Annotated in this window: 5 protein-coding genes; 3 read left to right on the forward strand and 2 right to left on the reverse strand. The window is 64.2% G+C overall.

Annotation, left to right across the window (positions count from 1 at the left end; all coding sequences use genetic code 11):
• Positions 1–138: 138 nt before the first annotated feature.
• Entirely contained in the window at positions 139–525 is a 387-nt protein-coding gene (locus Q0Q48_RS11800) for a glycosyltransferase (RefSeq protein ID WP_295138270.1), read from the reverse strand.
• A 1,331-nt stretch (positions 526–1,856) separates the two neighbouring features.
• On the opposite strand from Q0Q48_RS11800, the gene Q0Q48_RS11805 reads away from it, so the two are divergent.
• From Q0Q48_RS11805 to Q0Q48_RS11815, 3 genes are read left to right on the forward strand one after another with little or no spacing between them, the layout of a single operon-like run.
• Positions 1,857–9,293: a type I polyketide synthase gene (locus Q0Q48_RS11805; protein WP_295137729.1), complete on the forward strand. Its 7,437-nt coding sequence runs from the start codon at positions 1,857–1,859 to the stop codon at positions 9,291–9,293.
• Positions 9,290–10,645, forward strand: coding sequence for an aminotransferase class I/II-fold pyridoxal phosphate-dependent enzyme (locus Q0Q48_RS11810; RefSeq protein WP_295137731.1), 1,356 nt, complete (start codon positions 9,290–9,292; stop codon positions 10,643–10,645). Before Q0Q48_RS11805 ends, Q0Q48_RS11810 begins: the two co-directional genes overlap by 4 nt.
• A 7-nt stretch (positions 10,646–10,652) precedes the next feature.
• Positions 10,653–11,423, forward strand: a complete 771-nt coding sequence (locus Q0Q48_RS11815) for an SDR family NAD(P)-dependent oxidoreductase (RefSeq protein ID WP_295137733.1) — start codon at positions 10,653–10,655, stop codon at positions 11,421–11,423.
• Between the two features lie 185 nt (positions 11,424–11,608).
• On the opposite strand, the gene Q0Q48_RS11820 is transcribed toward Q0Q48_RS11815, so the two are convergent.
• A complete protein-coding gene (locus Q0Q48_RS11820; RefSeq protein ID WP_295137735.1) occupies positions 11,609–11,944 on the reverse strand; it encodes a hypothetical protein in 336 nt (111 codons plus the stop codon).
• Between the last annotated feature and the right edge of the window lie 73 nt (positions 11,945–12,017).

The following is a 12,017-nucleotide window of genomic DNA, read 5'->3' on the forward strand; positions in this document are numbered from 1 at the left end:
CCGACCACCATGCCCTCTACGCACAGCGTGGCGAGACCCGCGAAAACCGATTCGATGGCGACACCAGCCACGAGTCGAATCCGTCCGTTCCTCCGTGGGTACGGCTTGTTTCGCGAGGGCGTGCGGACGCGCATCGCGCTAGTGATCGAGGCTAGTCCGCCGCGCCGTGAGCGACAGCGCCGGATGGAAGCAGCGATCGTCGAGGGCGGCACCCTTCCAGTTCGCGGGAAAGTGCCGTCTCTGCCTCGCATAGCGCTTCACTATATTCGATCTGCCTCGTGTCGCGGATTCGTGATGCGTCAATACCGCGTAGGGCGTGAAGACCGTCTTCCATCCGGACTGCCTCAACCGCAGACAAAGATCGACGTCGCCGAGCTCGATCGGATATCTCTTCGCGTCGAAGCCGCCGATCGCATCGAATTTGCTCTTCTTGACAGCCAAGCTGGCACCCGTAACGGTCGAGACCTCATGCGGGACCGTGAAACGGTCAAGATCCCACGGTGCTCCGACCGTGCGCCGCTGCAGTTATGAGCGGCATAGCCACCGAGGCCAAGCACCCGCCCGGCATGCTGCAGGCGCCCGGCGGCGAAAATAGACGGCGCGGCCTACATAAGACCGTGCCTTGTGGAAAATTGGACTCCAGTCAGGCTTGAGTTCAGGCGCGACGGGCACTCGTCCGGCATCGATCGAGTCCTCGTTGGCATAGAACATCGAGCAGTCGAAGCGCCCTGACGCAAACTCGACGAGCGCCGCCATCGCGTAGCCCGCAACTACGTCGCCGGCACGACCGGATAAACGATGTCGGATACCTCAAGCCCTTCCCGCAGAAACCCGGCCATCGTGCTACTTCCAATGCGGAGGACCTGTCGATCCCCGCGATATGTCATCTCCGTATCGACGAGCGCTAGCGATCAATTCGGGTAGTTCTGCCGCTGGAGCGAGGCGAAGGTCGCGTCAAGCGCTTTGGCAGCTTCCTCGTCGATGGGGTGGACGATCACGCGAATGTGAGGTCTCTGATGAGAGCTGTCTCGCCGCGCATCCAGCCCCATCAGGTTCAGATTCCGACCGTTGAACGCACACCATTCGTGATAGCGCTCGAGGGTGTAGCACCGAGCATGTCTTCCAGGATCGCGTTCGCCTCGCCGCAAAGACCCACAGCACTCAACCCTGCCGCGAGCAAGGCCTTGCCTGCGCTCCTTTCCTACGAGAAGTCGATGACCTCCGGGAGCGATGCGAAGTTGAAGTCGGTTGCCGCATAGCCGCCCGACAATACGGTATGAATTCGGCGAGTTCCCTCAGGGCTCAATCCGACCCATTCTCCGGCGCCGAACAACGCGGCTGGCGTTGCGGCTTACACCTCTACCCGTGAGCATCGAAGCGAATTGCGAGGCGGCTGGCCGAGTAGTGGAGCGAGGTCTGATATCGCAGGCATATGCATTGGCTAGCCGGTACATTGCCAGTCAAAGACATGCTCGAAATGCACATTAGCCGCAATTGATGATTCGCGAGAATCGCTGCTCTTTAAGGAGATGCTGCATTCAGCCATGAACCAGGGGCGACCAAACCCCTAAATTAACGGCAGTTTCACCATTTCATCACTTCATAGCATACATATTGCGTCGCACAATTTCACTGTTTTGTTTATCATATAATTATTGTGCCCTCTCCGGAATGGAGATAGCCGTCTGTCGACAGGTTCGACGCAGGAACAACACAATTTCGAGTTTTGTTTTGGTCAGTAGTTTAGTGTTACTTGCGTTCGGCGCTGGGGGTATCGAGCTGGGGAGAAGGAATTTGATGATGTTGTGTGCAGGGTCGAAGACGACGTGTTGCTGCGTCGGCGAACGAGCCTTCTAATGAAGCGTCGGGACGAAGTAGCGATTGTCGGTTATGCCTGCCGTCTTCCCGGCGCGCGGGACAGTGACGGCTTTTGGAAACTCCTGCGCCACAATGTTTGCAGTGTCACCCAGATCACGCCCGACCGCTTCCCGCCCCAGACATTCTATCACCCTTCTCCCGACCAGATCGGGCGCAGCTATTCTTTCGCCGCCGGCGTAATCGACGATGTGTGGGGCTTCGACGCCACTGCATTCGGTATGAGCCCGCGAGAGGCCGAGCAGGTCGACCCTCAGCATCGCCATCTCCTCGAAGTGACCCATGACGCGCTGGCGCACGCGGGCATCCGCCCATCGCTTCTGGCAGGCAGTCCCGTCGGCGTCTATGTGGGCGCATCCTCGGTCGACCACGCAGCGCGCTTCTTCGCCGATCCCTCCGCCGCCGGAATGCACATGATGACGGGCAACTCGCTCAGCATCATGGCCAATCGCATTTCCTACACGTTTGACCTGAAAGGTCCGAGCCTGGCGGTCGATACTGCCTGCTCGTCCTCTCTCGTCGCGCTCAATCTCGCGGCGGAAGCCATCCGCAGCGGCGCCATCGAGACGGCGATCGTCGGCGGGGTGAACTTGCTCCTGTCGCCGTTCTCCTACATCGGCTTTTCCCGCGCTTCCATGTTGTCACCGACCGGGCTCTGCCGACCGTTCGACGCGTCCGCGGATGGCTATGTCCGCGCCGAAGGCGCGATCGTCGTGGTGCTGCGCTCGATGTCCTCGGCCCTCAAATCCCGCAGCCACATCCATGCGGTGATCGTCGGCTCCGGCGTCAACCAGGATGGTCGCACGACCGGGATGTCCCTACCTTCCGCCGAATCACAGCGGCAGCTTCTGGAGCAGGTCTACGGAGATTTCCGTGTGGACCCTGCCGACCTAGGGTTCGTCGAGGCGCACGGCACCGGCACGCGAGTCGGCGATCCCATCGAGGCCGACGCGCTCGGCAAGGGCCTCGCGCAGAAGCGTACGCAGCCCCTGCCGATTGGCTCGGTGAAATCGAATGTGGGCCACCTCGAGCCGGTGTCAGGGCTGGCCGGTCTGCTGAAATCGATCATGGCGCTCGATCGCAGTCTCGTCCCAGCGACCCTGCATCAGCGCGCGCCGAATCCCGACATTCCGTTCGACGAACTCAATCTCGAGGTGATCGCCCAAAACCGCCGATTGGCAGATCGACGGGGCCCGGAACTAGTCGGCGTCAATTCCTTCGGATTTGGCGGCACCAACTCGCACGTCATCCTGCGCAGCGAGAAAGCCGTCGCACATCTGGTTCAGGTCGGCAATGCCGCAACGCCTCCACCGCTGCTGTTGACGGCCCACAATGGCGACGCCCTGACCGCCCTTGCAAGCCGCTACGTAGAGGCTTGGCCCGCTACGACACGCGAAGCCACGGCCTTGATCTCGGCCTCAGCCTATCTGCGCGATGCGCTACCGCACCGCCTCGTCGCGAGGGGCGAGACGGCGGACGAAATCCAGCATCATCTGACTTCTTTCGTGAATGGCGAGGAGACCACCGCGGTCCTCATCGGCCAGGCGCTGGGCATTGATCAGCCTCTCACCTTCCTCTTCTCCGGCAACGGTTCGCAATGGGCAGGCATGGGGCGCGACGCGTGGCAGAGCAATCCGGTCTTCCGCGAGGCGCTCAGGGACGTAGACGGTCATTTCGCCAAGGCCCAGAAATGGTCGATCGTCGATACTCTGTTCGCCGATGATCTCGCGCCACGCCTGCGGCGGGCAACCTACTCGCAACCCCTGCTCCTCGCACTGCAAGTCGCCACTGTACGTGCGCTCGAAGAGCGAGGCATCGTGGCGAGCGCCACCCTGGGCCACAGCGTCGGCGAGATCGCCGCGGCTTGGTGTGCCGGCGCACTCAGCCTCGATCAGGCAATCGACGTCGTGGTCGCCCGCAGCCGCAATCAGGAAAGCGTACGGGGCAGCGGGGGCATGGCGGCGCTGATGCTGAGCGATCGCGAGGCCCGGCGCTTTCTCAAGACAGCCGGTGCGCACAGTGTCGAGATTGCGGCCATCAACAGCTGGCGCAGCGTCACCGTCTCGGGGACCTTTGCAGACATCGATCGCGTGCTTCAGGCCGCGGCCGACATGCGGATCAGTGCGCGGCGGCTCGACCTGGACTATCCATTCCACTGCGCCTTGATCGATCCTGTTCGTAGTCCGCTGCTGCACGAGCTGCACGGGCTGCGCCCACTGCCTCCCCACAAGAAGTTCCTATCGTCCGTCACCGGCGGCGCAGTTGCTCCAGAAATGCTCGGTGCAGAACACTGGTGGCGTAACGTCCGTGAGCCCGTCCAGTTCGAGCCGGCGCTGAACAGCCTGTTGAACGACGGCATCCGCGTATTTCTCGAAATTGGTCCGAGACCCATTCTGGCCAGCTACGTGCGCGACGTGCTCCGCGAAGCCGGAGCGCGAGGCGTCGTCATCGAAACGCTGAGCGAGAGCGATGGGCAGTCGCCGCTCGATCCGATCGAGCGGGCGGCGTCGAAGGTTGCGCTGGCCGGCGGCAAGATCGAGATGCAGCGTTTCTTCGGCCCTGCTCCGGCTTCCGCGATCGTCCTGCCGCTCTATCCATGGCAGCATACCCAATTCAAGGTGTCGACGACCGACGAAGCCAGTACCACGTTGCTGCCTCATGCCCATCCATTGCTCGGCGCCGGTCTCCGCAAGGACAGTGCCGAATGGTATTCCACGGTCGATCCCGCGCTCTACCCCTGGATTGCCGACCACAGGGTCGGCGATGTCCCGGTGCTTCCGGCGACGGCCTATGTCGAGATCATGCTGGATGCAGCGCGTGAAACCCATCCGGAAGGAGCCCTGGAGCTCCGCGACCTGGATATCCTTCGGCCGCTCGTCTTCGAGGGCAAGATCACGTTCGAGATTTGCGTCCGGCTGGCGCACGGGACGGGAATCGTCGAATTGCTGTCGCGGCAGCGCGGCGGAAGCGCCGGCGCCGACTGGACTCTCAACGCCAGGGGCAGCATCGGCCTCTCGCCGATCGCCGGCAAGGCAACCCTCCCGCCGGCGACGCCGGCACATGCTATCATCGTCCCCCAGAGCAGCGTCTATGCTTGGGCGCGCGATCTAGGCTTCGACTATGGACCGACGTTCCAGCGCGTCCGGCAGGTCGCCTTCCCCGAGCCAAAGTTCGCGGTCGCCAATCTCCATCGGCCGGAAGCACTGGTGAGCGGGACGAGCATCATTGACCTCACGGCGCTAGATGCCGCGTTCCACGCCCTGTTCGCCACAGAAGAGGCGGGCGTGGCAGACATGCCGATGAAGCGCATGCTGCCTGTCCGTTTCGGCTGCGTTCGCGTGTTCAAGCCCGGCACAATCGCTACGTGCGTCACCGCACGCACCCTCAGACAGTCGCTGAGCTCGATTGTCGTCGATATCAACCTCTGGGACGAGAGCGGAACAATCGTCGCAACCGCCCAAAACGTCCGACTCGTCGAAGCTCCCGCCGAGTTGGCCACCGATCCCAAGTCGCTCAGCTATCGCACCGCCGCCTGGTATCTGGAGCGCGCCGGCAAGCCCACGCACCTCGCCTTGCGGCATGTGGCCGCGGAGCGGCCCGCAGGCAGCGCCGCCGCCCTCTCGGAAGCTTTGCTTCTGCTGGAGGCCGGAACGCTACGCGCTACTTGGTCTGCACTCCGAAACCGGCCGTCAGGCGAATCGCAGGATCACCAGGAGCCAGCGGATGTTGGTGATGGCGCATCGTGGGCCTCGTTCCTCCGAACTGCACTGCTCTGGCAACTCGAGGCCAAGAACCTTGCCGTGGATCTCGATGGCGCTCGCGTGCTGGTTCCTTCCTGTGATCTTCCCGAGATCGACTCCATCGTCAGCACGCTGTTGCTTCGCCACCCGACGATGGGTGCGGAAGCCGCCAGCGTCTCGCGTCTCGAGAACATCATCGGTCGCCTGAGCGACGGGGATCCGACTGCCGTGAGCGAGCTCGGCTCGCCGCACTGGCGCAATCTGGGCGTGGCCTCCAATCAGATTGGATGGCTGCGCGCTGCCGTCATGCGCGACGTGGCAGCCGTGCTGGCGCATCACGACAACAAGCGTCTGTTGCGGCTGTTGATGATCGGCGCCGATCATTTTGCCACGGCCGTCGACCTCGGTACGCGCTTCGCGAACGTCGAGATCACCTTGACCGATCTGGACGATGATCGCCTCGAACAGGCCCGCGCCGCCATCGGCGATGGCGCCCCACTGGTTCGTTGCCTGGCTTGGTCACAACTGGAGACATTGCGTCCTGCTTCGCTTGACCTCGCATTCGCCGTCGATGCCCTGAGCGAGGCCGCTGCCGGCGGCGACGACGGGATCGCGATCATTACTAGGCTGCTGCGTCCCGATGGCCCCCTCATCGCGGGCGAGTTGGCGCCCAGTGCGTTCTGGGACATCGTTCGTGGCAGCCGGCGGCGCTGGTGGGCGCGCTCGGCAAATGCCGAATTCCCGGTCGGTGCCCTGCTGACCGACCAGGAATGGATCGACGAACTCGAAGCGGCGGGCTTCGGACCAATTTCGGTATCTCCCGCTCTCGGCGAGGCTCGCATCGGCGTAATCATTCATGGCCGGGCCGGCAGCGGTATCGATCGCAACGTTCCAGTAGCGTCCGAACCATCCGTTTTTTACTGGCAGGGCTCTGCGGCAGCCGACCTCCGGGCCCTCATCGGCCATCGCGGCTCCGAGGCCACGCGACTCGACGAGGCGGTGACGACCGATCTCGTGCTGTCGATCTCGGCGAACGACGACTCTGGAGACCCCGTCGAGGCCCTGACCGATCATCTCGACGCGATTGCCGACCAATGTCGACGGCTGGCGGATACGTCAGCACGCCTCTGGATAGTCGTTGATTTCGGCCATGCGGATGGACTCGTACCTCTCGAGCAGCCTCTCTGGTGTGCGCTGATGGCCGCGACGCGTGTTGCGCGCAACGAGTATCCGGGCCTGTACATTCGCTGCCTCGGCCTGGCGGGTCAGCCGCGGCTGCACGTGATCAGACGGGCTGCCGACGAGATGCTGGGTCCGGATGAGGAACGCGAGATATTCATCCTGGGCGACAACCGCACGGTCTTTCGTGTCGAGCGGTCGATCGCCGCTCCATGCCCGCTACAGCCTCCGACCAGAGACATGGCATTGCGCCTCGTGACGCGGCAGGGCTCGGGCCGGGGCGCGCTTGGCTGGGTTCCGGAGCCGCGCCGGGTGCCGGGGGCCGATGAGGTTGAAATCGAGGTCGCGACCACCGGGCTCAACTTCCGCGACGTGATGTGGAACCTGCGCCTTCTGCCGGAAGAGGCCTTGGAAGACGGCTACGCCGGTCCCGGCCTTGGAATGGAGTGCGCAGGCACGGTCGTGGCTACAGGGCCTGATGTCGAAGGTTTGGTGGTCGGTGATCGTGTCCTTGCCTTCGCGCCCGGCGCCTTCGCCACCCACCTCGTTGCGAAGACTTTCGCGGTTAGCAAGTTGCCGAGCCAGCTGTCGTTCGAGGACGCCACGACGCTGCCCGTCGCATTCCTCACAGCCTACTACTCGCTCGTCCATCTCGCGCGCCTCGAAGCCGGCGAAACCGTCCTGATCCATGGCGGCGCAGGCGCCGTGGGACTGGCCGCCATGCAGATTGCCAAACAGCGGGGCGCAATCGTCATCGCGACGGCCGGCAGCGGTGAGAAACGCGCCCTGCTGCGCAGCCTCGGTGCCGACTTCGTCTGCAACTCGCGCACCCTCGCCTTCGCCGAAGATGTGATGGGTTTCACGCACGGCAAGGGTGTCGACGTCGTCCTCAATTCGCTGGCCGGCGAGGCGATGATTCGTTCGATGGATTGCCTCAGGCCGTTCGGTCGCTTCATCGAGCTGGGCAAGCGCGACTTCTACGCCAATACCCACCTCGGACTGCGGCCATTGCGCCGTAATCTGAGCTACTTCGGTGTCGACATCGACCAGCTCATCGGCGCTCACGGGGCATTGTCCCGGCAGCTTTTCAGGGACGTGATCGGCTTCTTCGCCGAGGGCCAGTTCTCACCCCTTCCCCATCGTGTCTTCGACGGCGCCCATATCGCCGAGGCATTCCGGCTTATGCAGCGCGCCGGCCATATCGGAAAGATCGTCGTGACGCCGGCCCGGCAGGCCACCGTCTTCGAGTCGCCCGCCAATACTTTCCCGGTCGACGCCGAGGGTTGGCACGTCGTGATCGGCGGTACCAGCGGCTTTGGTTTCGCGGCCGCCGAATGGCTAGCAGACCGCAACGCCCGTCGCATCGCTCTGATCAGCCGTTCGGGCCACCTGTCCGACTCCGTCGCCAGCCGTGTCGACACGTTGCGCGAGAAGGGCGTGACCGTGGAAATGGCGGCCATCGACGTGACGGACGCCAGCGCCCTCGACCGCTTCGTCGATCAACTTGGCAGCGACCTCCCGATAAGGGGAATCATACATGCCGCGATGGTTCTCGATGACAGATTGATCCAGGGGATCGACCGCGAGTCGATCGAAACGGTCCTGCAGCCCAAGGCCCGAGGCGCCCTGAATATCGAACAGATCGCCGGAAATCTGGCGCTCGACTACTTGCTGTTCTTCTCGTCTGCCACGACGCTGTTCGGCAATCCGGGACAGTACAACTATGTTGCCGGCAATGCGTTCATCGAAGGCGTTACTCGTCGCCTGCGATCGAAGGGCCTTCCCGCGCTCGCCGTCGCCTGGGGAGCAATCGAAGATGCCGGCTATCTGGCGCGGCACATCGAGGCCAACGCGGGCCTGAAGCGGCGGTTTGGTTCGACGTTGATGCCATCCCGCATGGCGCTGAACGGGCTCGACTGGGCATTCAGCGCTGAAGGAAACCAGCTTGCCGACGTCTGTGCGATCGCCAGGATCGACTGGGCCATGGCAAAGCGGGAGCTCGCGGCGGTACGGTCTCCGACCTTCAACGCCGTCGACTCCGGCGCCGTGTCTCGGCAGGCCGGCCAAGCGGCCATCACCCTCGAGCGATTGCGCGCCATGCCGCAGGAAGAGGCGACGGAGGCCCTGCTGGAGATCGTCGTGGAGGAGATCGCACGCGTTCTCCGTCTGCCGCCGAAGGAAGTGGACCGCCATCGGCCCCTGGCCGAAATCGGCATGGATTCGCTGATGATGCTCGAGCTGCGCACGACCGTGGAGGCATCGCTCCAGATCGAATTGCCGATGATGTCCCTGGCGAGCGGCATCACGCCAGCCGATGTGGCGCGCCGCGTCACGCCACTCGTGACGGGCGAGGCGACTCGCGAGGCGGTGCCCAGCACGCTAGCGACCCTGTCTTCCAGTCACTTCGCCGACCAGGCAGCCAAGGCGGACACCTCGGAGCAGCGCGCGGCCATCAATGCCGTAATGCAGCGCGTCAAGCAGATCGACGGCCCGCTATGAGCCAGCCGCGATCGAATGCCGCCCAGGAGACGGTCGATCGGGTACGGCAGGCACTTGGTCAATCCGCTGCTCCTCAGGCTCGGTCGAGCGCCGGTCCGGCGACAGGTGGAAGACGGGATTTCGATTTCACGACGCTCGCCGAGTACGAGATCCTGAAGATCTGGAAGGCGGTGGGCGACATCACCAGGATTGGCAACCCATTCTACCGCCTGCATGATGGGCGCGCCGGCAGCACCACGTCGATCGACGGGCGAACGGTCGCGAATTTCTCCTCCTATGACTATCTCGGCCTGAACGGGCATCCCGACATTGCGGCAGCGGCGAAGGACGCAATCGATCGCTTCGGAACCTCGGTATCGGCGAGCCGGCTATCGGCCGGCGAAAGGCGGGTGCATCGCGATCTGGAGGCAGCTCTTGCGCGACTCAGCGGTACAGAGGACGCCATCGCCTTCGTCAGCGGCCATGGGACGAACGTGTCGGTGATCGGCGAATTGCTGGGGCCGGAAGATCTCATCGTGGCGGATGCCGTCATCCACAACAGCATCGTCGAGGGCGCCAAGCTTTCCGGCGCCAAGCGAGTCCTCTGCCCGCACAACGATCTCGACGCCTTCGAGCGCGCGTTGAGGCTCAACCGGGCACGCTATCGCCGGGCCCTGATCGTCGTCGAGGGACTCTATGGCATGGATGGCGACGTGCCGGACCTTCCCGGCCTGATCAAGCTCAAGCGCCGTTACAATGCGTGGCTCATGGTCGACGAGGCGCACGCGACCGGCGCACTCGGCCGTACCGGTCGCGGTGTCGCTGAGGAGCAGGATGTCGATCCGGCGGACGTCGAGATCTGGATGGGCACGCTCAGCAAGACGCTGGCGGCGGCGGGCGGCTACATCGCGGGGAGTCGCGCCCTCATCGAACTGATCAAATATACGTCGCCGGGTTTCGTCTTCAGTGTCGGCCTTTCGCCGCCGGTGGCTGCGGCGGCCACGGCCGCGGTCGACGTCATGATGCGCGAGCCCTGGCGTGCGGCCGCGCTTCGCCGCAACGGGCTAGCCCTGCTCGAGAAGGCCAGGGCGTGCGGTCTCGATACGGGGCTGAGCATTGGCGCGTCGGTCATTCCGGTTATCGTCGGCAACTCACCACAGACGGTGATGCTATCGGAGCGCCTGCTGGAACGCGGCTTCAACGTCGTGCCGGCAGTGTTCCCCGGGGTCGCAGAGAACCAGGCGCGCCTCCGGTTCTTTGTCACCTCGGAACATTCGCCCGAGCAGATCGGCGCAGTGATCGATGCCGTGGCGGAGGAATTGCCGAAGATTCGCAGCGGCTCTTCGTTCGTCAGCACCATCGCCGGCCGCTGACCGCAACATGAACTTCAGGTCGATCGTCATCACCGGCGCGTCAAGCGGCATCGGCGCGGCTCTCGCCAGGGCACTCTCCGCACCAGGCCGCACGCTCGCCCTGCTGGGCCGCGATACCGGCCGCCTCGAAGCGGTGGCAGCCGCCTGCCGGGCCAAGGGTGCGATCTGCCGGATTGCCAGCGTTGACGTATCGGACACCGAGGCGCTCCGGGCCGTCCTCGTGGAGGGCGGCCGCGAGACGGCGATCGACCTACTCATCGCCAATGCTGGAATCCTCGATGGACGATCAGCAGACGAGACCGTGGAGCGCGGCAGCGTCGCGCGCCGCGTACTCGAAACCAATCTCCTGGCGACACTCGATGTCGTCCATCTCGTGCTGCCCGCCATGCAACGGAACAGGCGCGGCAGCATCGTCCTCGTAGCCTCGCTTGCCGCCCTGGTGCCCCTGCCCGACGCACCCGCCTATTCGGCCTCCAAGGCGGGCCTGCTGTCCTACGGGCTCGCGCTGCGGGATGCCGTCGCGGCGGAAGGAATCAGGGTGGTCGTCGCTTGCCCGGGCTTCGTCGCCACCGCAATGGCGGGCCGGCATCTGGGGCCCCGCCCCGGCGAGATCTCGGCTGACGACGCGGCGGCGCGGATTCTCACCGGCCTGCGCCGCAACCGGGCCATGATTGGCTTCCCCTTCGTCCCCTTCTGGCTCTCGCGCCTCAGCTTGCTCGTGCCCGAAGCGATCCGCCGCCGCGGTATGAAGGACACCCGCTTTCACGTGGGCCCTTAGGCGAACGGCTCCCTCTTCAACACGGCTTCGTCTTCGATATCCTGCCGTATCAGTGGCAGCTCATCGACCGGGAGGTGTTACGGCGGGTCGAGGTGGCCTCGATTCCTCTTCCGCCCTGGTTCCGATCTCGACCCTGATCGTGATGGTTCCGGCGGCTCGCGAACGAAGGCTCGCAGCGTGATAACTCAGCGCCCGGCGGCCTGCCGGCGTAGCACGGCCATTGCGAAACAAAGCTCGCCAACCTGCCCTCGGCGAGAACGCTCGCTGCCCTCGACGATCAGCAGCTCGCCCACGCTGCGGCGCAAGAAGCGCGGCACGCAGGCGACGGCGCGGCTGGCGCGGGCGTTTTGCTCGCGCAGCGATCGTCTGGCACCGTCCGAGACGTCGCGAAGCGTGTCGACCGTCAATTCTCCCACTCCCGCCAGGCGCTGGAAGCGCTGCCGGACCTCTGCAAAGGTCGTCGACGATTCGGCCAGGAGAATCCGTCCTAAGGGTTTCAGGCACCGGACCGCCTCACTCATGAAACTCCGCTTCCACGAAGTAATTCAAGGTATCGACGCCGATGACGGTGCGCGGACGATGCCGTCTCGACAG

Origin of the sequence: uncultured Reyranella sp., assembly GCF_945957355.1 — a bacterium.
Lineage (GTDB): Bacteria > Pseudomonadota > Alphaproteobacteria > Reyranellales > Reyranellaceae > Reyranella.

Excerpts from the sequence above, each read along its gene's own strand:
- Q0Q48_RS11805 (WP_295137729.1), top strand. The coding sequence starts at position 1,857 with ATGAAGCGTCGGGACGAAGTAGCGATTGTCGGTTATGCCTGCCGTCTT.
- Q0Q48_RS11810 (WP_295137731.1), top strand. The coding sequence starts at position 9,290 with ATGAGCCAGCCGCGATCGAATGCCGCCCAGGAGACGGTCGATCGGGTA.
- Q0Q48_RS11815 (WP_295137733.1), top strand. The coding sequence starts at position 10,653 with ATGAACTTCAGGTCGATCGTCATCACCGGCGCGTCAAGCGGCATCGGC.
- Q0Q48_RS11820 (WP_295137735.1), bottom strand. The coding sequence starts at position 11,944 with ATGAGTGAGGCGGTCCGGTGCCTGAAACCCTTAGGACGGATTCTCCTG.